The organism is Desulfoluna sp. CYM3A (assembly GCF_056829965.1).
The window spans coordinates 4,987,501-5,012,828 of record NZ_CP186556.1 but is presented as its reverse complement, the minus strand read 5'-3'; the positions used below and the strand labels follow the sequence as shown (position 1 = coordinate 5,012,828).

At 59.1% G+C, this 25,328-nt stretch carries 28 protein-coding genes, 1 tRNA gene, 1 other RNA gene and 3 pseudogenes (1 of these 33 running past the window's edge); 32 read left to right on the top strand and 1 reads right to left on the bottom strand.

All coding sequences use genetic code 11. The annotated features are described in order from the left end of the window. Positions 1-156: 156 nt before the first annotated feature. The 7 genes and pseudogenes from ACOYW1_RS25340 (at position 157) to ACOYW1_RS25310 (ending at position 6,158) form a co-directional block, all read left to right on the top strand. Positions 157-1,836 carry a sensor histidine kinase gene (locus ACOYW1_RS25340; RefSeq protein ID WP_482420230.1) on the top strand — a complete coding sequence of 560 codons (1,680 nt, stop codon included), beginning with the start codon at positions 157-159 and terminating at the stop codon, positions 1,834-1,836. A 360-nt stretch (positions 1,837-2,196) separates the two neighbouring features. Then, the gene (locus ACOYW1_RS25335; RefSeq protein WP_482420229.1) at positions 2,197-2,427 is read left to right on the top strand and encodes a response regulator; all 231 of its coding nucleotides are present in this window, start codon (positions 2,197-2,199) and stop codon (positions 2,425-2,427) included. After that, on the top strand, positions 2,384-2,662 hold the full coding sequence (locus ACOYW1_RS25330; RefSeq protein WP_482420228.1) for a response regulator: 279 nt from the start codon (positions 2,384-2,386) through the stop codon (positions 2,660-2,662). The genes ACOYW1_RS25335 and ACOYW1_RS25330 overlap by 44 nt, the downstream gene beginning before the upstream one ends. Positions 2,663-2,677: 15 nt before the next feature. Continuing rightward, a pseudogene (locus ACOYW1_RS25325) lies at positions 2,678-4,505 on the top strand (SLC13 family permease). A gap of 30 nt (positions 4,506-4,535) precedes the next feature. Continuing rightward, a complete protein-coding gene (locus tag ACOYW1_RS25320; protein WP_482420227.1) occupies positions 4,536-4,682 on the top strand; it encodes a hypothetical protein in 147 nt (48 codons plus the stop codon). Positions 4,683-4,684: 2 nt separating this feature from the next. Beyond that, positions 4,685-5,212 (top strand): hypothetical protein, encoded by a 528-nt coding sequence (locus ACOYW1_RS25315; RefSeq protein ID WP_482420226.1) that lies wholly within the window; start codon positions 4,685-4,687, stop codon positions 5,210-5,212. A gap of 46 nt (positions 5,213-5,258) precedes the next feature. Beyond that, positions 5,259-6,158 (top strand): CBS domain-containing protein, encoded by a 900-nt coding sequence (locus tag ACOYW1_RS25310; protein ID WP_482420225.1) that lies wholly within the window; start codon positions 5,259-5,261, stop codon positions 6,156-6,158. A 133-nt stretch (positions 6,159-6,291) separates the two neighbouring features. On the opposite strand, the gene ACOYW1_RS25305 is transcribed toward ACOYW1_RS25310, so the two are convergent. Beyond that, a tRNA-Pro gene (locus ACOYW1_RS25305) sits at positions 6,292-6,368 on the bottom strand. Between the two features lie 160 nt (positions 6,369-6,528). On the opposite strand from ACOYW1_RS25305, the gene ACOYW1_RS25300 reads away from it, so the two are divergent. The 25 genes and pseudogenes from ACOYW1_RS25300 to tyrS form a co-directional block, all read left to right on the top strand. Further along, positions 6,529-7,392: a S66 peptidase family protein gene (locus ACOYW1_RS25300; RefSeq protein ID WP_482420224.1), complete on the top strand. Its 864-nt coding sequence runs from the start codon at positions 6,529-6,531 to the stop codon at positions 7,390-7,392. Further along, positions 7,385-7,879 (top strand): serine hydrolase domain-containing protein, encoded by a 495-nt coding sequence (locus ACOYW1_RS25295; protein WP_482420223.1) that lies wholly within the window; start codon positions 7,385-7,387, stop codon positions 7,877-7,879. Before ACOYW1_RS25300 ends, ACOYW1_RS25295 begins: the two co-directional genes overlap by 8 nt. Then, the gene (locus tag ACOYW1_RS25290) at positions 7,849-8,490 is read left to right on the top strand and encodes a serine hydrolase domain-containing protein (protein WP_482420222.1); all 642 of its coding nucleotides are present in this window, start codon (positions 7,849-7,851) and stop codon (positions 8,488-8,490) included. Before ACOYW1_RS25295 ends, ACOYW1_RS25290 begins: the two co-directional genes overlap by 31 nt. Before the next feature lie 253 nt (positions 8,491-8,743). After that, positions 8,744-9,787: a rod shape-determining protein gene (locus ACOYW1_RS25285; protein ID WP_180137616.1), complete on the top strand. Its 1,044-nt coding sequence runs from the start codon at positions 8,744-8,746 to the stop codon at positions 9,785-9,787. Positions 9,788-9,790: 3 nt separating this feature from the next. Further along, a complete protein-coding gene (gene mreC / locus ACOYW1_RS25280; RefSeq protein WP_482418280.1) occupies positions 9,791-10,612 on the top strand; it encodes a rod shape-determining protein MreC in 822 nt (273 codons plus the stop codon). Then, positions 10,612-11,139, top strand: a complete 528-nt coding sequence (mreD, locus tag ACOYW1_RS25275; protein WP_482420221.1) for a rod shape-determining protein MreD — start codon at positions 10,612-10,614, stop codon at positions 11,137-11,139. Before mreC ends, mreD begins: the two co-directional genes overlap by 1 nt. Then, complete coding sequence (locus ACOYW1_RS25270) at positions 11,132-11,848, top strand: hypothetical protein (RefSeq protein ID WP_482420220.1); 717 nt, start codon at positions 11,132-11,134, stop codon at positions 11,846-11,848. Before mreD ends, ACOYW1_RS25270 begins: the two co-directional genes overlap by 8 nt. Continuing rightward, positions 11,821-12,999, top strand: coding sequence for a penicillin-binding protein 2 (mrdA, locus tag ACOYW1_RS25265; protein WP_482420219.1), 1,179 nt, complete (start codon positions 11,821-11,823; stop codon positions 12,997-12,999). The genes ACOYW1_RS25270 and mrdA overlap by 28 nt, the downstream gene beginning before the upstream one ends. Continuing rightward, a complete protein-coding gene (gene rodA / locus ACOYW1_RS25260) occupies positions 12,992-14,092 on the top strand; it encodes a rod shape-determining protein RodA (RefSeq protein ID WP_482420218.1) in 1,101 nt (366 codons plus the stop codon). The genes mrdA and rodA overlap by 8 nt, the downstream gene beginning before the upstream one ends. A gap of 391 nt (positions 14,093-14,483) precedes the next feature. Beyond that, the gene (locus tag ACOYW1_RS25255; RefSeq protein ID WP_482420217.1) at positions 14,484-14,852 is read left to right on the top strand and encodes a F0F1 ATP synthase subunit B family protein; all 369 of its coding nucleotides are present in this window, start codon (positions 14,484-14,486) and stop codon (positions 14,850-14,852) included. 56 nt (positions 14,853-14,908) lie between these two features. Then, the gene (gene atpF / locus ACOYW1_RS25250; RefSeq protein ID WP_482420216.1) at positions 14,909-15,511 is read left to right on the top strand and encodes a F0F1 ATP synthase subunit B; all 603 of its coding nucleotides are present in this window, start codon (positions 14,909-14,911) and stop codon (positions 15,509-15,511) included. Beyond that, a complete protein-coding gene (gene atpH / locus ACOYW1_RS25245; RefSeq protein ID WP_482418275.1) occupies positions 15,508-16,059 on the top strand; it encodes an ATP synthase F1 subunit delta in 552 nt (183 codons plus the stop codon). The genes atpF and atpH overlap by 4 nt, the downstream gene beginning before the upstream one ends. Next, positions 16,059-17,574: pseudogene (gene atpA, locus ACOYW1_RS25240) on the top strand (F0F1 ATP synthase subunit alpha). The gene atpH and the pseudogene atpA overlap by 1 nt, the downstream one beginning before the upstream one ends. Before the next feature lie 53 nt (positions 17,575-17,627). Continuing rightward, the gene (gene atpG, locus ACOYW1_RS25235) at positions 17,628-18,518 is read left to right on the top strand and encodes an ATP synthase F1 subunit gamma (RefSeq protein WP_482420215.1); all 891 of its coding nucleotides are present in this window, start codon (positions 17,628-17,630) and stop codon (positions 18,516-18,518) included. Between the two features lie 59 nt (positions 18,519-18,577). Next, positions 18,578-19,995, top strand: a pseudogene (gene atpD, locus ACOYW1_RS25230) (F0F1 ATP synthase subunit beta). Positions 19,996-20,053: 58 nt separating this feature from the next. After that, positions 20,054-20,461: a F0F1 ATP synthase subunit epsilon gene (locus tag ACOYW1_RS25225; protein WP_180137607.1), complete on the top strand. Its 408-nt coding sequence runs from the start codon at positions 20,054-20,056 to the stop codon at positions 20,459-20,461. Between the two features lie 212 nt (positions 20,462-20,673). Continuing rightward, a complete protein-coding gene (locus tag ACOYW1_RS25220; RefSeq protein ID WP_482420214.1) occupies positions 20,674-20,967 on the top strand; it encodes an NTP transferase domain-containing protein in 294 nt (97 codons plus the stop codon). Next, positions 20,964-21,425: a sugar phosphate nucleotidyltransferase gene (locus tag ACOYW1_RS25215; protein ID WP_482420213.1), complete on the top strand. Its 462-nt coding sequence runs from the start codon at positions 20,964-20,966 to the stop codon at positions 21,423-21,425. Before ACOYW1_RS25220 ends, ACOYW1_RS25215 begins: the two co-directional genes overlap by 4 nt. Before the next feature lie 61 nt (positions 21,426-21,486). Next, a complete protein-coding gene (gene zapB, locus ACOYW1_RS25210) occupies positions 21,487-21,732 on the top strand; it encodes a cell division protein ZapB (protein WP_180137605.1) in 246 nt (81 codons plus the stop codon). Positions 21,733-21,767: 35 nt separating this feature from the next. After that, positions 21,768-21,938, top strand: coding sequence for a hypothetical protein (locus tag ACOYW1_RS25205; protein ID WP_482420212.1), 171 nt, complete (start codon positions 21,768-21,770; stop codon positions 21,936-21,938). A 181-nt stretch (positions 21,939-22,119) separates the two neighbouring features. After that, positions 22,120-22,289: non-coding RNA, 6S RNA (gene ssrS / locus ACOYW1_RS25200), on the top strand. 317 nt (positions 22,290-22,606) lie between these two features. After that, positions 22,607-22,903, top strand: a complete 297-nt coding sequence (locus ACOYW1_RS25195; protein ID WP_482420211.1) for an Rnase Y domain-containing protein — start codon at positions 22,607-22,609, stop codon at positions 22,901-22,903. Continuing rightward, positions 22,863-24,173, top strand: coding sequence for a ribonuclease Y (rny, locus tag ACOYW1_RS25190; RefSeq protein WP_482420210.1), 1,311 nt, complete (start codon positions 22,863-22,865; stop codon positions 24,171-24,173). The genes ACOYW1_RS25195 and rny overlap by 41 nt, the downstream gene beginning before the upstream one ends. Before the next feature lie 320 nt (positions 24,174-24,493). Next, positions 24,494-24,742, top strand: coding sequence for a hypothetical protein (locus ACOYW1_RS25185; RefSeq protein WP_482420209.1), 249 nt, complete (start codon positions 24,494-24,496; stop codon positions 24,740-24,742). Then, positions 24,690-25,328, top strand: the 5' portion of a protein-coding gene (gene tyrS, locus ACOYW1_RS25180; RefSeq protein ID WP_482423821.1) for a tyrosine--tRNA ligase. Its footprint extends 420 nt past the window's final position; 639 of the gene's 1,059 nt are visible here — the first part of the coding sequence; its start codon is at positions 24,690-24,692; the stop codon falls past the right edge of the window. Before ACOYW1_RS25185 ends, tyrS begins: the two co-directional genes overlap by 53 nt.

Here is a 25,328-nt window from a genome sequence, read left to right as displayed (position 1 = left end):
CGACCCGCCGGAGGCAAGCTGAAGTACTGGCGTTATTTTTTTGAAAGGCGGATGTGATTTGACCCGAGGAACGAGGGGCAAAGCGCATCCGCAACCAGCTTTCAAGGTGGCTCACCTTGCCGCCGGAGGCGTTTTTTCTCCGAAATTAAGGAGGCGATGATGACAGGCAGGGCATACGATCGGAAGATCGCGCGGTTTATTCTTGGCAACATGACGATCGTCCCTTTGGTGCCGTTTCTGGTGTTGCTGGTGGTGGGGGCCATTCTCTTTTCCGGGGCCATGGAAAAAAGCATCATGGCGCGGATCTCCCAGACGGCCCGGGACCACGGCATGATGGTGGACACCTTTTTAAAAGAGCGGCGTGCCGACCTGGCGCTGCTGGCCTCCATCTCTTCCTTTGAGGCGTTGTCCACCCCCGAGAATTTGGAGACGGCCTTCGGGAATCTCCAGGCCAGCTCCGGGGCTTTCATGGACCTGGGGGTGTTTGACGAGGCCGGGGTCCACGTGGCCTACACCGGGCCTTACCGTCTGGAGGGCATCGATTATCAGGAGGAGTTCTGGTTTCGCAAGACCATGGCCACCGGCTCCTGGATCAGCGATGTATTCACCGGGTTCCGCAAGACCCCCCATGTGGTGGTGGCGGTGCGTGCTCAAGGGGCAGGGCGTCCCTGGGTGCTGAGGGCCACCATTGATACCGATGTGTTCCAGGCCGTCACCGGTGAGGTGCGCATCGGCCAGACCGGAGAGGCCTTTCTTTTGAACGACGAGGGCGTGTATCAGAGCATTCGCCCCTCCAGGGGCAAGCTCATGGAAAAGGACCCGGACAGCGACGCCTATGTCATGGGAGACGGCTGGGCCGGTGCCCGTGTTATTGCCTGCCGGGACGGGGTCAAGCGTGTCTTTGCCTCGGTGCGGCTCACGGAAAAGCCCTGGCGGCTGGTGGTGGTGCAGGACACCCGCGAGGCCTTTGAGAACCGCATGCGTATCTACCTGGTGATCTTTGCCGTGATGGTGGCTGGCAGCGGGGCGCTTCTGGGCGTGGGCTACGGGCTGACCACCCGCATCGTCTCCCGGATCCGGCGAAGCGACGACGCGGCCGTGCACCTGGAAGAGCAGCTCTACCGCGCAGCCCGCCTGGCCGAGCTGGGGGAGATGGCCGCAGGGTTTGCCCATGAGATCAACAACCCCTTGCAGGTGATGCAAAGCGAGCTGGCCTACATGGCCGAGACCGTTCGCGACGTGGAGGAGGGCACCGAGGAGGTAGGCATGATCCGGGAGTCCCTGGACCAGATGCGCCTTCAGATCGGGCGCTGCTCGGACATCACCCGGTCGGTCCTCAACTTCGGTCGCAAGAGCACCACCCGGGACCAGGCCGTGGTCATGGGGGACTTCCTTGCCGACGTGGCCAAGATGGTCCGCTCCAGGGCCGAGGTGAGCGGGGTGCAGTTCCTCACGGAGGTGCCGGAAAACGGCAGCCGGGTCTGGGGAGATCCCTCGCGGCTCCAGCAGGTTTTTCTCAACCTCATCAACAATGCTTTGGATGCCGTGGAAGCCCGCCATGGCAGCTGCGGCGGCAGGGTCAGCGTGGCGGTTCGCGAGGAGGCAGACACCGTGTGCGTGGACGTGTCGGACAACGGCAGCGGCATGGACGAAGAGACCCGGTCCAAGATTTTTTCCCCCTTCTTCACTACCAAGCCCCCGGGTTCCGGTACGGGCCTGGGGCTCTCGGTCTGCTTCGGCATCATCGAGGGCATGGGCGGGCGCATTCATGTCTCCAGCACCGTGGGTGAGGGCTCTGTGTTCACCATCTCCCTGCCTCGCCACCTCGAACAATGACGTAAAAGCGTGCCTCCGGCGGCGAGGTGAGCCACCTCGAAAGCTTATTGCCATTGCGTTTTGCCCTCTGCTCACATCAATCGGGTTTCATCCATTAAACATTTCAGGCCCCGGCACACGACCTCTTACATGGGGACGTGGCCGGGTTTTTTTATGCCCGGTTTTTACATTGCCCGACACCTTGTAAACCGGGCTGACAATACAACGGGATAGTTTTGGGGAGTGTTTTGCGAATGACCTTAAAACAGTTTGTTGGCGTGTCTGTCTGACTTGGCATGTCCCGTGCATTTCCTCGTGAGAGTCAATCTTTAAGGCATTCGTTTGGGAATGAAGAACCTTAGATTAATTGAGGAGGAGTGAATGGATACTCTTTATGTGTTGCTCGTGGACGACGAGCCCCGTTACCTCGAAACCACCTCACGGCTTCTGGCCCGCAAGGGGTGCACCGTGCTGACAGCCGGCTCCGGGATGGAGGCTCTGTCCGTGCTGTCCAGAGATCCGGTCCACGTGGTGGTTCTGGATGTGAAGATGCCCGGCATGGACGGCCATGAAACCTTCGTCCCGGTCATCAAAGAGCCATCCCCTGGTTGAGGTGATCCTGCTGACGGGCCACGGCACCGTGGATTCGGCCGTGGAAGGGTTGAAGGCCGGGGCCTTTGATTACCTGGTGAAACCGGCGGACATCGACCTGCTCTGGGGCAAGGTCAGCGAGGCCTGGGATTCGTACCGACGGCATGCGGAGAAGATTCGGTTGGCCATGCTTGAACGAAGCATGCAGAGCCCGAGGGATATCATGAAGCAGCAGGGGTCGGATATCGACGCCTAGGAAGGGGGAATACTCATGGGAGAACGCGATAAGCAAAAGGTGACCGGGTATGACAAGTACGTGGATTGGAAGATCTTCTCCATTCCCGTTGTCCTTTTTTTTCTGATCCTGCTCATGCCCACGCCCGGCGGCATGAAGGATGTGGGGGCCGAATACAAGGTGGGCCCCAAGGCGGTGATCGCCTACCTGAGCCAGGAGCTCTTCGGGGCAGAAACACCGAAGTCCCCGAGTGGCAGCTTCTCACGGCCCAGATGATGGAGCGCAACATGCGCATGGGCGCCCTGACCAAGGCCCGTTTTTTGAAACGAAACGAAAAATGGTGCAAAAAATACAAGATCCCTGCGGCCGGGGCCAACTTCAAGCGCGCCCACGCCTTTATCAGGGACGAGGTGGACGACGCCAGGTTCCTTGCCCTCATGGAGGGCGCCCTGAAGCAGAGGCGCGACGTCCTTGACTACGGGGAACTGGCCGGTAAGGACAAAGCCGCCGCCGACAAGGGGAGCTGGCATATCAAGGTGGCCATCGCCATGGTGGTCTTTGTGGTGATCTGTTTTCTTACGGAGTGCATTCCCCTACCCGGGGTGGCCTTCTGCATCGGCCTCATCCTGGTGTTCACCGGGGTGGTGACGAGAAAGCAGGTGGCCATGCTCTACTGGTCGGATGCCTGCTGGTTCATCATGGGTTCCCTTATGTTTGCCGCGGCCTTTGTAAAGACCGGGGTGGACAAACGGGTCTGCCTGATGATGTTTGAAAAGCTGGCCGTGCCCAACGTCCGGTGGATCACCCTCATCTTTTTCCACGCGCCCCCTGGCCGCCTTTATCTCCGACCACGCCCTGGCCGCCATGTTTCTTCCCATCGGCATGCTTCTTTACCAGAACAGCCTCACCAGCGAGGTGCCGGAAGACCCGGAACTGGCCAAGATGCTGATGATCGGCATTGCCATGGCCTGGATCAGTCGGGCAAGCAGGACCATCCAGCAGCCGGAGCATCCATCATGATGACGTATCTCACCCCGACATGTTCGGGTTTGACATCGGGTATTTCCAGTGGATCACCTACTGTTTCCCCTTTCTTTTTGTGATGATTCCCATCACCTGGCTCATCGTGAACTGGCGCTTCAAGCCGCAGGTCACCAGCCTGGCTCCGGCCATGGACCACCTGCGTGTGGAGATTCATAAAATGGGGCCCTGGAACCGCAAGCAGATCATCGCCCTGGTGGTGTTCCTGGTGATGGTCTTCGGCTGGTTCACGGAAAAAGAGTTCTACAACCTGGGGATCTACCCCATTCGCTTAGGCATCGGGGTCATTGCCGTGGCTGGTGCCGTGGCTTACCTGCTCACCGGGGTGGTGAACTGGCGTGACTACCATGAAAAGGTGGACTGGGGCGTGGTCTGGCTCTACGCCGGTGCCATCATTTTCGGCAGGACCCTGGACACCACGGGCCGCACCGTCATCGATTTTCTGGCGCCCTTCGGCATGGACTCCGGCCTTCCCCTCATGGCGGTCTCCAACGGGCTCACCGCCGTGCTCACCAACCTCATGGCAGATGGACCGGCCGCTGCGGCCGTAGGGCCCATTACCCTGAACATGGCGGGCCTGGTGCATCCCGGGACCACCTTTCTGCCCTTCATGGCCATGAGTACGGCCATTGCATCCAGCTTTGCCTACTGCCTGATCATCGGCACACCTCCCAACGCCATCGTGTACGCCTCCGGTTACCTGGAGCCCAAGGACTACCTCCGGGTGGGGCTTCCCCTGTGGTTTGTGGCCAACGCGATCCTTCTGCTCCTCACCGGAGCGTACTGGGTCCTGCGCGGGTTCAACGCCCTGCCGGGGTTTTAATCACCCATGAATCGTAAGGAGAAAGGACCGGTGAAAGAACAAGACACCATGAAACCTTCGATGAGATGGAAACGCGGAAAGCTCTTTTTTACTGCTGAGGCAGAGCGCCGTGTGTGCTTTGTGCTGGTTAGCGTAGTGCTGGTGTACGGCGCCGTGACCTGGGCCCTGGGAGGGTAGCCATGGATGCTGACCTGAAACGGGGCCCGACCCCCACCGTGGAGAAGATCGGGGTGACGGCCGTGCTGCTGTCGCCCTCCCGGGTCTATGGCGCCCTGGCCGCCCGGGGAACCTTGCACCGGCTGCTGTGGGGCTTGTCCGCAGCGGTGGTGCTCCACGGCCTGATGACGGGCATGCTGGTGCCGGGCAGTGGCCGGGCGGTCCTGGCCACGGTGTCGGCGGCCAACGCCCTGGGCATGGCCCTGCTCTCCTCCCTTCTGGGCTTGGTGGCCCTGAAGGTGGTGGGGGCTCGCCGGTCCGGCCTGGCCGTTGTGGCGCCCTGTGTGGCTTACGGCTTTGGGGTGACCCTGCTTGTCTCATGGATTCCCGGGGCCTTCTGGTTCACGGAGCCCTGGAAATGGGGCGTCATCGGGATCGGTTTCCGGGAACTCGGAGGGATGAGCGGCCGACGCGCCTTTGCCGCGGTGGGGCTCATTCTTGTGGCCCTGGTGGCTCTGTTCAAGGGGATTTTCATGCTGCAGGGCGTGTGAGGTGTCGGTGCACAGCATTTGATTGACGTGAAAGGAGAAGACAACGATGAGTACAAAGATACGTGTGATGATAGTGGATGATGAGGAACGCTTTCGCGTGGCCACGCAAAAGGTCCTGGAACGCCGGGGCTTTGAGGTGATTTCCGCGGAATCGGGGGAGGCGGCCCTGGAACGCCTCGACAAGGCGCCGGACGTGGTGGTGCTGGATATCCGCATGGCCGGCATGGACGGGCTCACGGCCCTGGGCCTGATCAAGGCCCGCAAGCCCAAGGTCCCGGTGATCATGCTCACCGGCCACGGCACCGGGGAATCCGCCGAGGAGGCCCTGGCCGCAGGGGCCTATGATTTTCTGGCAAAACCCTGCGACATTGATCTTTTGTCCACCAAGATTTACGAAGCCGGGCGAGGGCACGGAATGGACTCCGATGAGGAAAAGACCGTCGGGGAGGTGATGATTCCCCTGGCAGAGTATGAAACGGCCCGGCCCAATCAGACCGTGGAGTACGCGGTTCGGGCCTTGCGGGCCTCCTTTTCGCCCCGGACCCTGTCCGGCTCCCTCATTGAGTCGGGCCAGCGGTCCCTGCTGGTGCTCGCCGACGGTGAGGTCAAGGGGGTGATCTCCGTAAGGGGCCTCATGGAATCCCTGCTGCCCGCTTATATTCATGCCGACCTTCCCAGCACGGCCTCCACCATCCGGTACTCTCCCATGTTCTGGAAGGGGCTCTTTACCTCCGAGGCGAAAAAGCTCATGGCGCGCAAGGTCTCGGATGTGATGACCGAAGCACCGCCGGAAGTGGATATCGAGGCCAACCTCATGGAGGCTGCCTACATGATGGCGTCCCTGCGGCAACGCAGGCTGGCTGTCATGGCCTGGGGGCAGTGCCAGGGGATTATCCGGGAGGAGGAGCTCTTCTTTGAGATCGAGAGGGTTGCCTCGGAAGGGTGAGTATTGCCTTCTTCAAGGTGGCACACCTTGCCGCCGGAGGCTGTTTTTTGGCGCTGAATAGTTACCAAAAAACCAAAAAAAAAGGACCTGATCGAAATCGATCAGGTCCTTTGTATTTTTTGCTTTTGTGTTTTGGTCGGGGCGAGAAGATTCGAACTTCCGACCCCTTGACCCCCAGTCAAGTGCGCTACCAGGCTGCGCTACGCCCCGCCAAAAACAGGAGGGTTATACCCCCATGCCCCAAGGGATGTCAAGCACTCTTTGACAAAAAATCGACCCGACCCCATAATGGCCCCAAACGCGAGGGTGGCTGTGGAATGTCGCCATGGAAGGTGTGCGTAAAATCAATGTGTTGGCGAAAGGCGGCCGGATGATATTTCCATTTGGACAAGATGCGCGGATCGGGGTGGTGGCCCCGTCCGGGGTTGTGGACCCCGTAAAACTGGAAAAGGGGATGGCAGTCCTCAGGGCGGCCGGATGGGACGTGGCCGTGGACACGGCCGTGGGGGATGCCATGGGCTACCTTGCCGGGAGTGAGGCCGTGCGAAGGGCCTCTCTGCTTCGTATGGCCCAGGCGTGTCCCGACCTTCTGGTGGCTGCCCGCGGAGGGTACGGCGCCATGCGGCTTCTGGCTGAATTGACAGACGAGGAGCTGCTGGAGCTCCCGCCACTCATGGGCTTCAGCGATACCACGGCGTTTCTGGTACGGCTCGTGGGGCTGGGGCGGCGGGTGATCCACGGCCCCACGGTTCAGGGGCTGGCCATGGCCTGCCCGGAGACCCTGGATGCATTGGAGGGGCTCTTCCGCTCCGGTGTCCGTCCCGATCCTTTGGGCGATGCCTGGGGCGCTCTGGTGGCCGGAGACGCAGAAGGGGTGCTCACCGGGGGCAACCTGGCCACCCTGGCCCATCTTTGCGGCACCCCGTTTCAACCCGATTTTTCAGGGTGCGTCCTTGCCCTTGAAGATGTTCATGAAGCCCCGTACCGCCTGGATCGTGCCTTGACCCAGATGCGTCTCTCAGGCGTTTTTGACGGGGTGCAGGGGGTGTTGGTGGGAGAATTTTTGCATTGCGGAGAAAAAGGGGCGCCTGAGGCGGTCCTTCGGGATGTGTTTGCCCCCTTGGGGATTCCGGTGGTGACCGGGGGGCGCTTTGGCCACGGCCCCACAAACTTTCCCCTGGTCTTCGGGGAGCAGGTGGTTCTCTCGTCTGAATCGGGGTTTCGTTATGTGTGAGGCCCTGGCGCAAAAGATGGCGGACGGGGTGGCCTCCGGTGTTTTTCCCGGGGGGCAACTCCTGGCCATGGTGGGCGGAGAGGTGGTGGGGGAATCGTGTGCCGGAACCCTCTGGACCGGAGGGCCCGAGGTGACCCCCGACACGTTGTTTGACCTGGCATCCCTCACCAAGCCCCTGGCTGGGGCCACACTTGCCATGGTGCTGGTGGCCGAAGGGATTCTGGAGATTGAGGCTCCGGTGAGCCGTTACCTGCCCTGGTTCACAGGGGGCGGTAGGGAGGCGGTGACCCTTCGACACCTTCTGGACCACTCCTCGGGTCTGCCGGCCTGGATGCCCCTTTACGAAACCCTGGTGAGCATGCCGCCCAAGAGGGCAAGGGGCTTCGGGCGCTTCTTCAAGGGTGCTCCCTTGAGGCACCGGCCGGGGAGAGGGTCTGTTACAGCGATATCGGATTCATGGTGCTCAAGGCGGTGGTGGAGGCCGTGACGGGCACGGATGTGCGGCACCTCTTTGAGGCGAAGGTGCGTGGTCCCCTGGGGCTTCGCGATGTGATGTACGCCCCGGACCTGCCCGAGGGCAGGGCGGTGGCTGCCACCGAAGCCTGTCCCTGGCGGCACAAAACCCTCTGCGGAGAAGTCCACGACGACAACGCCTGGGCCATGGGGGGCGTTGCTCTTCATGCCGGGCTTTTCGGCACGGCCCGGGACGTGGGACGCCTTGTGTGGCACCTGGCATCCCACCACAGGGACGGGGTGGCGGGCTCGCCCTTCAGCCGGGATGTGGTCACCGCTTTTTTCCGGGAATCCCGAGGGCGTGGACGGGGGCTGGGCTTTGACCTGCCGTCGGCCCAGGGGTCGGCAAGCGGGCGCTATTTTTCCACGGGGAGCGTGGGGCACCTGGGCTTTACCGGGACCTCGTTTTGGGTCGACCCGAACCGGGGCGTGGTGGTTGTGCTGCTCACCAATCGCGTGCACCCATCCCGGGAAAACACAGCGATTCGCGTGTTTCGTCCGGAGGTTCATGATATCGTTATGGAAACGGTTTGTCGCGGCGTCTTCGCAACGGGGGCGCCGCACTGCTCCGGTCCCGCTTTTTAAGTTGTCAAGAAGCATGATTTCTGATAGCGGTGAAGGTTGATTATTGCGTTTTTTTTGTCCTGATGGCCCCGGGACACGCCCCACGGGAGAAGACAGCTTCGGTGAAGCCCTCTTTCGGACGGGGATGTGTGCAATCGATTCATGTAACGACGACTTCAGGAAACAGGCCCCGACCGTCGCGGAGACGATGTCGACGGCACAGGGATTCCTGTTGTCAAAGGCCATTACTTACTATCGGAAACAAAGGCTGACTATGAACCTTCTTGACTCGCTGCTGGGAGTTTTTTCCAGTGACCTGGCCATTGACCTGGGAACGGCCAACACCCTTGTCTATGTGAAAGGCAAGGGCATTGTGCTCAGCGAACCGTCCGTGGTGGCTGTTCGCACCGACAACAGATCCAAGAACAAGGTATTGGCCGTGGGCCTCGAGGCCAAGAACATGCTCGGTCGAACGCCGGGAAACATTGTGGCCATCCGCCCCATGCGCGACGGGGTGATCGCCGACTTTGAAGTGACCGAAGCGATGCTCAGCCACTTTATCAAGAAGGTGCACAACAACCGCCAGAAATTTGTCCGCCCCCGCATCATCATCGCCGTTCCCTCCGGTATTACCCAGGTGGAGAAACGCGCGGTCAAAGAGTCTGCCGAGTCGGCAGGGGCACGTGAGGTCTTTCTCCTGGAGGAGCCCATGGCGGCTGCCATCGGCGCGGGCCTTCCCATTACCGAGCCCACCTGTAACATGGTGGTGGATATCGGCGGGGGTACAACGGAGGTGGCGGTGATCTCCTTGGCCGGTATTGTCTATTCCCGCTCCCTGCGGGTGGCCGGCGATCGCATCGACGAAGCGATCATGCAGTACATCAAGCGACGCTACAACCTTCTCATCGGCGAGCGTACCGCCGAGGTGATCAAGACCACCATCGGCAACGCCTACCCCGACACCGAGCACATCGAAACCATCGAAGTGAAGGGCCGTGACCTGGTCTCCGGGATTCCCAAGATCCTGGCTATCGACTCCGAAGAGATTCGCCAGGCCATCAGCGAACAGATCGACGCCATCGTGGAGTGCGTGAAGATCGCCCTTGAGCAGACTCCTCCCGAACTGGCCGCGGACATCGTGGACCGGGGCATTGTGCTCACCGGCGGCGGTGGCCTCTTGAAGAACCTCGACAAGCTTCTCAAGGAGAACACCGGCCTTCCCATTACCGTGGCAGAGGATCCCCTCTCCACCGTGGCCAAGGGGGCGGGCATGTCCCTGGACAGCATCGAAATTTTACGGCAGGTGGTCATCAGGTAGCCTATGTTTTCTCGGCGTATGGTACTGGTTGTGGCGGTTTTGGTGCTGCTTCTGCTCAACATTGCCGCTCTGACCGTTTCTAGCAGCCGTCCCGATTCTGCCGGAGGTGCAGCGCCCATTGCGTTGCACCTGACGGCCCCCTTTCAAAAAGGCCTGACCGCATCCCTCGGGTGGATCCGTTCCATCTGGTACGGGTACTTCAACCTCGTCTCCACCGCCGAGGAGAATGAGGCCCTTCGCAGAGAGGTGGCGCAGCTCCGGGAGCAGCTCAACGGGTACAACGAACTCAAGCTGCTCAACGGGAGAATGCGCGGCCTCCTCTCCTTTAAAGAGGCCAAAGCCCGCAACATGGTGGCTGCCATGGTTACGGGCAAGGATGCCTCCCTCTGGTATCGCACCCTCATCATCGACAAAGGCACGGAAAACGGCGTGGCCAAAGGGCAGCCCGTGGTGGTCCCCGACGGCATTGTGGGGCAGGTCATTGAGGCTTCCCGTCGTTATGCCAAGGTGCTTCTCGTCACCGATCGCAACAGCTCCGTGGACGCCCTGGTCCAGGACACCAGGGTCCGCGGGATTCTTAAAGGGGGCGGGGCCGGTGAGTGCCGGTTTGCCTACGCCAACCGGAACGACACCATCAAGCCCGGCCAGCGGATTGTCTCTTCGGGGCTGGACGGGGTGTTCCCGAAAGGGTTTTTCATCGGAACCGTCAGCGAGGTGCGCAAAGGGGTCTCCGGTATCTTTCAGGATGTGGCCGTGGCCCCTTCGGTTAATTTTGAGACCCTGGAAGAGGTGCTTGTCATCATGAGCCCCGAAGCGGAGGAGTGATGGCAGTCATCGGATACACCCTGGTGTCCATCTTGCTGATCCTCATCCAGACGGCCCTGTTGCCCCAGATGTCCATGCGTCCGCCCTTTGATTTGCTGGTGGTGCAGGTGGTCTTTACGGCCCTTGCCCTGCCCAGGATCCAGGGCGGGGTGGTGGTCCTGGTGACGGGGGTTCTCGTGGACGGGTTGTCGGGGAGCCCCTTCGGCTTTTATCTTACCAGCTACTTCTGGCTGTTTTTTACTCTTCAGGTCGCCATTCAGGTCCTGCACGTCTACAGCCGTATCCTTATTTATCTCGCTGTTCTGGCCGGGATCGTTCTGGAGAATCTCGTGGCCCTTCTTGTGCTCAGCGTATCCGGAACCGCTACCTCCACCATGGTGTGGGCTGTGGAGCAGGGGGGCAGGCAACTTCTCTGGGGTGCGATTCTGGGGCCTGTGGTCTATGTGCTCATGGCCCTGGGGTATCGCCTGGGCGGGGCTCTGGCCCGTGAGATTGTTTGTCGCCTGGAAGGAGGCAAGGGTGTCTGATTTACCCCGAAAGCGAAACACCGAAAGGGCCGGAGGCTCGGAGGGGTACCTCAACAGTCCTGACGGGGAGTGGTTCAACAACCGCCTCAAAGGGACGATGCTTCTCATCTTTATCGCCTTTGCCGTTATCCTTGTCCGCCTTTTCTACCTTCAGATCATCAATGGTCAGGTCTATCGCGAACTCTCCACCAACAACCGCATCCGTCTTCAGAGCCTTCCTCCGTCCCGAGGGTTGATTTACGACAGCCAGGGCAGTCTCCTGGTGGACAACCGGCCGGCCTTTGACCTGATCATCGTGCCCCGGGATGCCCAGCCCGTTTCCGAGACCCTGGAACTCCTGTCGGAGTTTACGGGGATCGACGTGGAGGAGATGGCGGCCAAGATTGCCAAGAAGGGGGGAGATAATTCGTCCCGGCAGGTGGTTCTCAAGCGGGACATCGGCCGGGATGCCCTGGCGCCGGTGGAGGTGAACAGTTTTGATCTGCCCGGTGTGAAGGTGAAGGTCCGGCCCAAGCGCTTTTATCTCAACCCGGGCATGGCGGCCCATCTTCTGGGCTACTTAGGGGAGATCAACGCCCGCGAGCTCTCCAGCGGCAAGCACCCGGAGGCATCCGGCGGGGATTTCATCGGCAAGTTCGGCATCGAAAAGGTGATGGAGCCCCGGCGGCAGGCGGGCGACAGGTGGAGGTGGACGCACGGGGACGGGTGATTCGGGAGCTCAAGCGTGTGGAGGCGGACCCGGGAAAGAATATTTTTCTGACCATTAATACAGAGCTTCAGAAAAAGTCCGAAGCGCTGCTCAAGGGGGATGTGGGGTCCGTGGTTGCCCTGGATCCCCGCAACGGGGCTGTGTTGGCCATGGCCAGCAGCCCTGCCTTTGATCCCAACGATTTTGTGAGTGGCCTGTCGTATGCCAAGTGGAACTCCCTTCAGAACGATCCGGGACGGCCCATGGAGAACAAGGCCACCCAGGCGTTGTACCCCCCTGCCTCTATTTACAAGATCGTCTCTTCCATTGCCGCCCTGGAAGAGAAGGTGGTGGATGAGAACACCCACTTTTTCTGCTCCGGGAGCCATGCCTTCGGGGACCGTGTCTACCGGTGCTGGAAGCGGGCGGGCCACGGCTCCATCAACCTTGTGGATTCCCTTGCCCAATCCTGTGATGTCTACTTCTATGAGGTGGGGGAAAAACTCGGGGTAGACCGTCTGGCCTTTTACGCCCGGGCGTGCGGTCTGGGCAAGCCCACGGGGGTGGACCTGGACAACGAACGGGCCGGTTTGATCCCCACGGCGGAGTGGAAGCGCCGCAAGCTCCATGAGAGCTGGCACAGCGGGGAGACACTCTCTTTGGCCATCGGCCAGAGCTACAACCTGGTGACTCCCATTCAAATGGCCATGCTCATCGCATCCGTTGCTAACGGCGGGGTGATCTACAGGCCGTATATCTTAGGGAAAATGGAGACCGCAGACGGGGCCCTGGTCAAGGAGACCCACCCGGTGGAAAACGGGCGGCTTCCTGTCAGTAAGAAGACCCTGGCCTTGATTCAAAAGGGGCTCTGGGGCACGGTGAACGACCGGAAGGGGACGGCAAAGGTCGCCGCCGTGGAAGGGGTTACCGTTGCCGGGAAGACCGGGACCGCCCAGGTCATCAGCAAGGCCAAGAGGGATTCCCGTACCAAAAAGAGTATCCGAAAATTCAGGGATCATGCATGGTTTGTCGCCTATGCGCCGGTGGAAAACCCCACCATCGCCGTGGCGGTGATCGTGGAGCATGGTGAAGGCGGGTCCACCAAGGCTGCCCCCATTGCCAAGAAAGTGATTGAGACTTATCTGGGAAAAGGGGAGGCTGTTCGTGATTGATCGACGCGTGGTGGAACATTTTGACTGGGGGCTCCTGCTCATCACCCTGGCCTTGTCGGGCCTGGGGCTTGTGGCCCTGTACAGCGCCGTGTACGCGGGAAACGATCCTTCCCTCAGGCCCCTGTTCGTCAAGCAGCTGGTCTGGCTCGGCGCAGGCATGGGCGTGATGATCGCCACCTTTTGCGTGGACCCCAAGGAGTTCGAGCGCTGGACGCCGGGAATCTATGCCTGCTGCATGGGGCTTCTGGTGGCGGTGCTCTTTGTGGGACGCATGGTGGGCGGCTCCCGGCGCTGGCTGGTGCTGGGGCCCATGACCCTTCAGCCCTCGGAGCTTGCCAAGGTGGGCGTGATCCTGATGCTGGCGCGGTTTTACGCTCGAAACGCCACCACCCGGGGGCTCGGTTTCCGGGAGCTCATCAAGCCAGCGGCCATTGTGCTGCTGCCCTTTCTCCTGATCTACCTTCAGCCCGATCTGGGCACCGGCCTTCTTATTGTGATGATCGCCGGGATCATGACCCTTTTTGTCAAAATCGAGCGCCGCACCCTCACCATGCTGGTGTGTGCGGGGCTCGGCCTGGCCGTTGCGGCCTGGCTCTTCTTCCTGAAAGCCTACCAGAAACAGCGCGTGCTGACCTTCCTTAACCCCGACCGCGATCCTTTGGGGGCGGGGTATCACATCATCCAATCCAAAATCGCCATCGGCTCCGGGATGCTCACGGGCAAGGGCTTCCTCAAGGGCTACAACACCCTGCGGTTCCTTCGTGAGCGGCACACCGACTTTATCCTGTCTGTCCTGGCAGAGGAGTGGGGTTTTGTGGGTACGGTGCTTCTCGTGCTCCTGTACGGCACCCTCTTTGTCTGGAGCCTCAACATCGCCCACAAAAGCAAGAACACCTTCGGTACCATCACCGCCGTGGGGGTGACGGCCATGCTCTTCTGGGAGGCCTTCATCAACATGGGGATGGTCATGGGACTCATGCCCGTGGTGGGGGTTCCCCTGCCACTGGTGAGTTACGGCGGCTCTTCCGTGGTGACCAGCTTTATGGCCATCGGTCTCCTCATGGGGGTCAGCATGCGTCGCTTCAAGAAATAAAGCCCCTTGGCGGTTCGTTCTCTTTTTGGCGGGTGGATCTGTGGAAAAGGGGCCCCTTCCGGGGTGGCTTTTTACTCTTTTATTGTGGTATGAGCAGGTGCAGGTGAAATGCTTAGCTTCCTGTGACTTTTGACCGTGGACTTCGGGGCAACATAATGCTTGTTGGTAAATCCTGACGCCTGCGGTTCGCAAGGGTTAAGCTTAGATGGAAAAAGCTGATATCACTTGCTAATCATGGAGAGATTTTCTAAAACAGGTTGACATAAAAAGAGAAAAACTGATATAGGTTCGGTGCTAAAATGAGGGAATTTCTAAGGCTTGCTCCAGCCTTGGTCTGTGTTGTTATGAATATTATCTGGCATTCTTATTAACTTTTGTTGGAGGGTCACCAATGGTCAGTGTGGATTATTCCTTATTGGTGCAGATTGTCAACTTCATCCTCTTGATCCTTATTTTGAATATCGTCTTGTATAAGCCGATCCGGGGAGTTCTTGCGAAGCGTCGTGAGGCCATAGACGGCCTCAATGACAGCATTGATGCCTCATCTGTGGGCGTGCGCGAGAAGGAGGAGACGTTTGCAGCAGGCATCAAAGAAGGGCGTGCCAAGGGCGTTGAGCTCAAGGACGCGATCATCGATGAAGCGTCCCGTGAAGAGCGGCGCATCATCGGCGAGATTACCGGTCGTGCCCAGGACGATCTTGCCGCCGTGCGCGTTAAGATTTCTCAAGAGATGGTTGCAGTGCGGAAAGTTCGGCAATGAGAAGTGGACGATTTTGCGAAGGCAATCGGCGAAAAGATTCTGGGGAGGGCTCTGTAATGCGTGATGAGATGAAATCGTCCGGAGGGCGCAGGCTTTTGTTCTGGGGCCTTTTCGCGGCATTGACCTTGAGTGCGGGAATGGCTTTCGCCTCCAGCGGGGGCGGCCACGCCGCCGAGGCCAAGCACTGGCTCACCACGGACACGGCCCGTGTCCTCAACTTTGTTGTGCTCATGGGGTTCCTGTTCTTTGTTCTGCGCAAGCCGGTCTCCAGTGCCCTGTCCGGGCGTATCGGCTCCATTCGCGACGAACTGGATACCCTGGAACAAAAGAAGGCGGACGCTGAAAAGACCCTGGCCGAGTATGAGACCAGAATTGCCACCCTCGAAAGCGAGGTGGAGGTGATCCTGGATCAGTACCGGGAGCAGGGGGAGGCCGCCCGCACGCGCATCATGGAAGAGGCCAAGCTCCACGCCGCTAAGCTCGAAGAGCAGGCCAAGCGCAACATTGACCATGAGTTCAAGGCCGCCCGTACGGATCTCAAAGCCGAAATCATGGCCCTGGCCCTGGAAAAGGCCGAGTCGCTGATCCAGGAGAAGATCAATACCGACGACCAGGAAAAGCTGGTGGATGACTATCTGAACAAGGTGGTGGTGCAATGAAAGATTTCGCGATATCCAGGCGTTATGCCAAGGCTCTGCTGCTCATCGGCAAAGAGGACGGCCAGGCAGAGACCTACCGTGAACAGCTCAGCGGGGTGGCGGCGTTTCTTGCACGGGAGGTGGAGCTCTCCACCGCCATCGCCAACCCGATTTATGAATGTGACGGCAGGCGCGGTGTGCTGAAGGTGGTGGTGGAGAAGCTGGGCCTCTCCCCTGTCATCGCATCCTATGTCCTGCTTTTGTTTGACAAGGGACGCTTCGGTTACCTTGGTTCCATCGATGAAACCTACCAGGAGCTGGTGGACGAGCTGAACGGCATCGCCCACGCCCATGTGGTTTCCGCCGTGGATCTGTCGGAAGACGCTGTGGAGAAAATCAAGGCATCCCTCTCCGCATTGACAGGCAAGGACGTCATTTTGAATCTGGAAAAAGACCCCGGGTTGATTGGGGGCATTGTAACGAAGATAGGTGACCTTGTACTTGACGGCAGTGTGCGCACACAGCTGCAGAACATGAAAGAATCTTTTAAAAGGGGTGAGAGTGTCTAATGGAAATCAAAGCTGAAGAGATAAGCCAAATAATCAAGGAGCAGATCAAGGATTTCGACAAGAAGGTCGAGTTGTCCGAAACCGGCGTCGTTCTTTCAGTGGGCGACGGCATCGCAAGGGTCTACGGCCTGGAAAAAGTGATGGCCCTGGAGCTTGTGGAATTTCCCGGCGGCATTCTCGGCCTGGCCCTTAACCTGGAAGAAGACAACGTGGGTGTGGCCATTATGGGCGATGACACCCACATCAAAGAGGGCGACACCGTCAAGCGTACCGGCCGTATCGCCGAGGTTCCCGTGGGCGAGGCCGTCCTCGGGCGCGTCGTGACCACCGTGGGTGAGCCCATCGACGGCAAGGGCGCCATTGACGGTGCCGAGACCCGCCGTATCGAGATGGTGGCTCCCGGTGTTATCCATCGTAAGAGCGTGCACGAGCCCTGCTACACCGGCATCAAGGCCATCGACGCCATGACCCCCGTGGGCAGGGGCCAGCGTGAGCTGATCATCGGCGACCGTCAGATCGGCAAGACCGCCATCGCCGTTGACGCCATCCTTGCCCAGAAGGGCCAGGGCGTGAAGTGTATCTACGTTGCCTGTGGCCAGAAGAAGTCCACTGTTGCCCAGGTTGTGGCGGTTCTCGAAGAGCACGGTGCCATGGAGTACACCACCGTGGTCTCTGCCCGCGCCCCTCACCGCGGCCCTTCAGTTCCTTGCCCCCTACGCCGGTTGCGCCATGGGCGAGTACTTCCGCGACAAGGGCGAGCACTCCCTGATCATCTATGACGACCTCTCCAAGCAGGCCGCGGCCTATCGTCAGGTCTCCCTGCTGCTTCGTCGTCCCCCAGGACGTGAAGCTTTCCCCGGGGACATCTTCTACAACCACTCCCGTCTCCTGGAACGTTCTGCCAAGCTCTCCGATGAGCTGGGTGCCGGGTCCCTCACCGCCCTGCCCATCATCGAAACCCAGGAAGGCGACGTGTCCGCCTTTATCCCCACCAACGTTATCTCCATTACCGACGGCCAGATCTACCTCGACAAGGGGATGTTCTTCGCCGGTATGCGTCCCGCAGTTGACGTCGGCCTCTCGGTTTCCCGAGTCGGCGGCGCGGCCCAGGAGAAGGCCATGAAGCAGGTGGCCGGTACCCTGCGTCTCGACATGGCGGCCTTCCGCGAGCTCGAGGCCTTTGCCGCCTTCGGTTCCGACCTGGACGCCTCCACCCAGCGTCAGCTCACCCGTGGTCAGCGGCTTGTGGAAGTTCTCAAGCAGCCCCAGTACGCGCCCCTGCCCCTGGAAAAGCAGGTTCTCATCCTTTACGCAGGCACCAAAGGGTTCATCGACGACTACCCCCGTGAGGCGGTGGTCAAGTACGAAGCGGGCCTCTACCCCTTTGTGGAAGGCCGTTTCCCCAAGATTCTCCCCGCCCTTGCGGAAGCCAAAAAGATTACCTCTGAAATCGAAGCCGATATTGTCAAAGCACTCGAGGCGTACGCCGAGGAGTTCAAGGACACCATCAAGTAGCTTGCGTTGAAGAGCAGATCTATTAATTTGAGACACGTAAAGGTAAATGGCATATGGCAACGTTAAAGGAAGTACAATTAAAGATCTCTGGCGTCAAAAAGACCAAGCAGATCACCAGCGCCATGAAAATGGTCGCGACTTCCCGCTTGCGTGGTGCTCAGTTAGCCATGGAGGCCTTCCGTCCCTATGCGGAAAAATACGCAGAGGTGCTGGGAAGCCTTGCTCAGAAGGCAGGTGAAGGAGCCAGTCCGCTCCTTGAAGCACGCGAGGAGGTGAAGAAGGTCCACGTGGTACTCCTGACATCGGACAGGGGGCTGTGTGGGGGCTTCAACATCAACCTCATCGAAAAAGCGGAAAAGCTGATCAAAGAGAAAGTGGGGGAGGGGGCCGAGGTCTCCTTCACCAACTTTGGTAAACGGGGCCGTGACTGGGCCCGCAAAGAGGGACAGACCCGGGCGGATGAGTACGTCGGGGTCGTTGGGACAAAGGTGGGGTTTGGCGTCGCGTCCACCGGTGGCCAGAAGCTGATTGACGGCTTTCTCGCCGGTGAGTACGACGAAGTCTACCTGATCTATGCCGAGTTTGTCAGCATGGCCAAACAGGTGCCTGTGGTTCAGCAGCTTCTTCCCATCCCCCCCATCGAGGTGGTGGAAGAGGAGGCTGCCGAGGACAAGCCGTTCCAGGCAGAGCACATCTGTGAACCCAGCGCGGACAAGCTCCTTGGCGAGATGCTCCCAAGGAATGTGTATATCCAGCTTTACCGCGGTCTTCTTGAGACGTCGACCAGTGAGCATGCGGCCCGAATGTCGGCCATGGACAACGCCACCCAGGCGTGTTCCGACATGATCACTGATCTTCAGAGGGTGTTTAACAAAGCACGACAAGCGGCAATTACTGCAGACCTTATGGATATCGTCGGTGGTGCAGAGGCCTTGAAGGGCTGATTGTAACTCGCTTATCGCATATACAGCATAGATTTAGGTACAATAGGAGGTACTTTTCAATGGCTGACAATATCGGAAAAATCACACAGGTCATGGGACCTGTTGTTGACGTGGAGTTTGAACCTGGAAAACTGCCGGCGATCCTTACAGCCCTGACCCTGACCAACCCTGCCATCAACGACGAAGAGGACAACCTCGTCATTGAGGTGGCCCAGCACCTGGGCGACAACGTGGTGCGTACCATCGCCATGGACGTTACCGACGGCCTCGTCCGCGGCATGGGCGTTAAAGATACCGGAAACCCCATCGTCATGCCCGTGGGCAAGGCTTCCCTGGGTCGCGTCCTCAACGTTGTTGGGCGCCCCGTGGACGGCCTCGGCGATGTAAGCACGAAGAAGCCGAGGCCAGTTCCAGCCCGCTCGTCCCGCCCCCGAGTTTACCGAGCAGGACACCTCGGTGACCGTTCTTGAAACGGGCGTCAAGGTTATCGACCTTCTCGTTCCCTTCCCCCGAGGCGGCAAGATGGGCCTCTTCGGCGGTGCGGGCGTTGGCAAGACCGTTATCATGATGGAAATGGTTAACAACATCGCCATGCAGCACGGCGGCATCTCCGTGTTCGCCGGCGTTGGTGAGCGTACCCGTGAGGGCAACGACCTCTACCACGAGATGAAGGAGTCCGGCGTTCTCGACAAGTGCGCCCTGATCTACGGTCAGATGACCGAACCTCCGGGAGCTCGTGCACGTGTTGCCCTCTCCGCCCTGACCTGCGCCGAGTACTTCCGTGACGTGGAAGGCCAGGACGTTCTGATCTTCATTGACAACATCTTCCGCTTCACCCAGGCGGGCTCCGAAGATCGGCCCTCCTCGCCCAGGGCCCTTCGGCGCGGTTGGTTACCAGCCCACCCTGGCGGTGGACATGGGTGGCCTTCAGGAGCGTATTACCTCCACGGATAAAGGCTCCATCACCGCGGTTCAGTGTGTGTACGTCCCTGCGGACGACCTCACCGACCCGGCTCCGGCCACCACCTTTGCCCACCTCGACGGCACGGTTGTTCTCTCCCGAGCCATCTCCGAGCTGGGTATCTACCCTGCGGTGGACCCCCTGGGACACCCTCCGGATCCGGACGCCGCCTACATCGGCGACGAGCACTACGCCGTTGCCCGTCAGGTTCAGACCGTGCTCCAGAAGTACAAGGAACTCCAGGACATCATCGCCATCCTCGGTATCGATGAACTCTCCGATGAGGACAAGGTGGTGGTAACCCGTGCCCGCCGTATTCAGCGTTTCCTCTCCCAGCCCTTCCACGTGGCTGAGATCTTCACCGGCCTCAAGGGCAAGTACGTGAAGCTCGAAGACACCATCCGAAGCTTCAAGGAGATCCTGGACGGCAAGCACGACGAGTTGCCTGAAGGCGCCTTCAACCTTGTAGGGACCATCGAAGATGCAGTGGCCAAGGCCAAGGACATGGCCGATTAATTTGATCTGAACGGGGCAGGGGAGCATTCCTGCCCCTTCAAACCTATGAGGGGTTGATATGGCAGACACTATCAGACTCGAAATCGTGACGCCGGAACGGCGTGTGGTCAGCGAGGACGCACAGATCGTCATGGCCCCCGGTTCGGAGGGTGAGTTCGGTGTGCTCGACGGGCACACTCCGTTTCTCACCTCCCTGAAGGTGGGCATGGCCCGGTTCAAGGACGCTGCAGGCAACGAGTGCGGAGTCTTCATCAACGGCGGTTTCGCCGAGGCACTGGCCGATCGGGTGACCATCCTGGCCGAGTCCGCGGAGCGTCGTCGAGACATTGATCTCAAGCGTGCACAGTCGGCGATGAATCGGGCGGAGCAGAGGTTGTCCGGTGACCGGGCCACCATTGACGAGACCCGTGCCAAGGCGGCCCTTGCCCGGGCACTGCACCGCATCCAGGCGGTGGAGAGCAGGTAACATCTCCGGAAGTTCAGACGATGGGCCGTTAAAGCGGCTCCTTTGTCGCCTGGGCAGGAACGACAGCGCGTAAGTTGCAAAGGGGCGGCCCGGTCATGCCCTTGTCGTCGGTGCATGGGCCCTGTGCGAAAGAGGCTTCGGTCTATTTGGAGGCAATTGGGAACCATGTTTTTTGGCATGCCGGTCAGGTGCTATTGCAACAAGGGGGAAAATTGAGTAAAACCACAGGAAAGACAGCGGTGGTTGTCCTTGCCGCGGGCAAGGGAACACGCATGAAGTCGGACAAGGCCAAGGTCCTCCATGAGGTCCATGGTCTCACCCCGCACGACGCCATGGCGTCGGCTGCGGAGATCGCAGGTTCCGACGTGGTTGTGATCGTCGGGCATCAGGCCGATGCGGTGAAGGCCGCTGTGGCCCAGCGGCACGCAGCGCTTTTTGCCCGTCAGGACGAGCAGCTCGGAACGGGCCATGCCGTGATGTGCGCCAGGCAGGCCGTGGGTGGATGATCGGTCAGGTGGTGATCCTCTGCGGGGATGTGCCCCTGGTCCGGCCCGAGACCCTCAAGGAGTTGGTCCGGGCACATGAAGCTGCCGGAAGGGCCGTATCGGTCCTGGCGGTCTCCCTGGACGACCCGACGGGTTACGGGCGCATGGTTACCGGCGATAACGGGGCCCTGCTTCGCATCGTGGAAGAAAAGGATGCCGGCGCTGACGAAAAGGCCATTAAAGAGATCAACAGCGGTATCTACTGCGTGGATGCGGACTTTCTCTTTTCTGCCCTTGACAAAGTGAAATCGGATAATGCACAAGGGGAGTACTATCTCACCGATATCGTGGAGATAGCCGTTCAGGACGGGGCCGGCGCAGGGGTCGTAACCGGGGGATCAGCCCGGGAAGTGACGGGTGTAAATACCGTAAATGACCTCGAAACCGTACGGCAAATGCTGGAAGAGCGGCCCACATGAATTCCCTTGACTTTATTGAAAATTGAAGACTATAGTGATTTGAATTTCGAGAGGTGCTAAATTGGATGATGAAGCAATAGTTGGTCAAATTGATTATATAGAAGAACAGGTAGATTTTCTCATTGAACTCTGCAACAGCCTGAAATCAGAGAAAGCAGAGCTCAAGGGCAGGATTGAAATACTTGAAGGTCAGCTTCAGGAGAAAACCCAGTCGGAAGCAGCCTTCGCAGAACAGCGGGAGACCATTCGAGGAAAGATTGATGGGCTGATGGATCGCCTGAACACTTACATCGATGTGGACTCCTGATCTCTAACCGAATGACAAAAGCGAATGCGGATTCATTGGAAGAGATACTGACAGTCGACCTTTTTGGGGAAACGTATAAGTTCAAGACCGACGCTGATCCGAGCGAGGCATCGGCCATTGTCGAGAGCATTATGGGTGAAGTGGCGCGAGCCGGTGAGGGCATGAAAGGCCCTTTGACCGAGAACCGCAAATTCATTCAGCTTTGACGTGAATCCTCGCATAGATCGCAAAGGAGTTGGCTGAGGTGAAAAAGAGCCATGCGCGTTTCATGAGAAACTCTCCCTGGCGAAGTCAGCTATCTTCATCGAAAAATTGGGGCGCTCACGTAATGGTGCAACAGAAAAGGCTGTTCTGCATTGCCGAAATACGATACAATTTGAGTAGAAAAATTGCCTGCTGTGTTCGTGATCGGAGTAATATCCTTTGACCCAATGGCAATATCACGGGAGCCTCCTGTTTGTGGTGTGCATGTTCTGCCTAAAAGCCTGAAGCTACACTCCCCTTTGAACAATCGGTTCAAAGACCTTAATTCAACACGGCACTCGGGTGGGGATATTTTCATATCAATGTCTCCCCGTTTGCCCGACCCTTCCTTCCAACCACCACCCCTCAAAACCGATTACGGTGCCAAGTGGTCCCCATCACAAGTGATCATGCCCCGCGTCGATGCGGCATTGTCTCCGTTTTTTAAGATTGTGAAGCCGTCGCATGGCACACGTCGGATCCCTTTGTCCGTTCGTACGATACCCGCTGCGGTCTGTTGGGGGTCGGACCTTTACCTCTATGGTTGGGCTAAAGCCAGGGCTCATTGGTGGAGTCCCGTACAGTGGATTTTCCGTCATAACTGAGGTGGATATATTCTCGGGGGAATCAAATGGTAGTGAAAATTATGGCAACCGGCATCGTCGGTTTTCTTGTCGGCGCTGCGCTCACCTTTGTGCTCAAAGGTCGGGTGGACAGCAGGCGGGCAGAGGAAGCCGAAGAAGAGGCCGAGAAAATAATACGTGACGCCGGGCTTCGGGCCGAAAACCTTCTCATGGAAGCCAATGTGGAGGCCAAGGACCGGCTTATCAAGATGAAAAACGAGTTTGACGCCGAAACCAATGAGACGCGGCTGGAACTCAAAGGGCTTGCAGAGCGCCAGCCTCAACCAGAAGGTGGAGAAACTTGATCGAAGGCAGGATCAGATCGAGCGCATTGAAACCGATCTGTCCCAGCGGAGCAAGCAGCTTACCGAAGACGCCGATACCCTCGCCGACAAGAACCGGGAGTGCGACGCCCTCGTTGCCGAGCAGAAAATGCAGCTTGAAAAGATCTCCGGGATGACTTCCGAGGAGGCCAAGGGGCTCCTTTTGAATGCCATGGAGAACGAAGCCCGCCACGACGGGGCCAAGATGATCAAGCGGGTGACCAGTGAAGCCAAGGAGAGCGCGGACAAAGAGGCGAAAAAAATCATCGCCACGGCCATCCAGCGATACGCCGGGGATTTTGTGGCTGAGCGTACCGTGTCTGTGGTGCCCCTGCCCAACGATGAGATGAAAGGGCGCATCATCGGCCGGGAAGGGCGCAACATCCGGGCTCTGGAAGCAGCCACCGGCATCGACCTGATCATTGACGACACCCCTGAGGCGGTGATTCTCTCCGGGTTCAACCCGGTGCGTCGTGAGGTGGCCCGTCTCTCCCTGACCAAGCTGATCAACGACGGAAGAATCCATCCGGCGCGCATCGAAGAGGTGGTGAAGACCGTCGAAAAGGAAGTGGACCAGACCATCCGGGAAGCCGGTGACCAGGCCGCCTTTGATCTGGGTGTCCACGGTATCAGCAACGACTTGATCGCCATCCTCGGTCGTTTGAAGTTTCGCACCAGCTATGCCCAGAATGTGCTTCAGCACTCTGTGGAGGTGGGCTTTCTCTGCGGGGTCATGGCCGCCGAGCTGGGTCTCAATGTGAAGCTGGCCAAGCGCATGGGCCTGCTGCACGATATCGGCAAAGCCGTAGACCACGAGGTGGAAGGGCCCCATGCCGTTATCGGCGCCAACCTGGCCAAGAAATACGGGGAGAATCCCAAGATTGTCCAGGGCATCGCCGCCCACCATGAGGACGTGCCCCCCGAATCGGTCTATGACCTTCTGGTCCAGGCTGCCGACTCCCTTTCCGGTGCACGGCCCGGTGCCCGAAAAGAGCTCCTGGAAAACTACGTCAAGCGACTGGACGATCTGGAGAAGATCGCCAACAGCTACAAAGGCGTGGCCAACTCCTACGCCATCCAGGCGGGCCGAGAGCTCCGTGTGATTGTTGAGGGGGATGTGGTCCGCGACGAAGATGCCGTGGTCATGAGCCGCGACATCGCCAAGCAGATCGAAGAGAGTCTGACCTTCCCGGGGCAGATCCGTGTTACGGTGATTCGTGAAACCCGCGCTGTGGGGTATGCAAACAAATAGGGCATCTCCGGCCATTTCAAGGAGAACGTAATAAGCCGAACGCTTAAGGGCAGGGCGGAATTGTCTGTATGGATGATTTCGACCCTGCCTTAGTGGTTCGGCTATTTTAGTATCAGGGGAACAGAAGACGACGGCTAAATTTCAAAACGAACGGGAACGCTGGGGTGTCGTCCATCGGCACCTTATATCAATGGGCCGTCTCAGGCTTCGGAGCGTGTGTATTCAACGACCGCTTTTCGCTGCGCTGAGCCGGTATCGAACCAATCGAGACGAGGTAGAATGCTATGAATGTCATTGAGTCGCTTAGAGAGCGCGGTTTTGTGGATAATACAACCCATGAAGAGGAACTGATTTCGTATCTTTCCACCCCTGGAAGACGCTGCTATATCGGCTTTGACCCCACAGGGGCCAGTCTTCATGTCGGCCACCTCGTAACGGTTATGGCGTTGTGTCACATGCAGCGAGCCGGTCATTGCCCCATTGCCCTGGTGGGCGGGGGCACCGGTATGATCGGGGATCCCAGCGGGAAGACCGAGATGCGCAAGATGCTCACCACAAGAGACAATTGAAGAGAACAAGGCAGGGCTCAGGTCCCAGCTCTCAAGGTTCCTCGACTTTTCCGATGAAAAGGCGTTTCTCCTGGACAACGCCGACTGGCTGACGGGGCTTGAGTACATTCCCTTTTTAAGGGATGTGGGGCGTCATTTCAGCGTGAACCGCATGATCAAGGCCGAGAGCTACCGGGCACGCATCGATTCCGACGAGGGTCTCAGCTTTATCGAGTTCAACTACATGCTGCTCCAGGCATACGATTTCTACGAGCTCTCTCGAACCCACGACTGTTACCTCCAGATGGGGGGCAGCGATCAGTGGGGCAATATTGTGGCCGGTGTGGAGCTGGTGCGACGCAAGGCGGGCGAGACGGCCTTTGGGATTACCTTTCCCCTGATCATGACCGCGGCCGGCATCAAGATGGGCAAGACACACAAGGGCGCTGTCTGGCTTGATCCGGAGCGAACGAGTCCCTACGACTACTATCAGTTTTGGGTCAACACGGACGATGCGGATGTGGAACGGTTCCTGGCTCTTTTTACCTTCCTTCCCATGGAAGAGATTCGGGCTGTCTCCGGCCTGTCCGGCGCAGACCTGAACAAC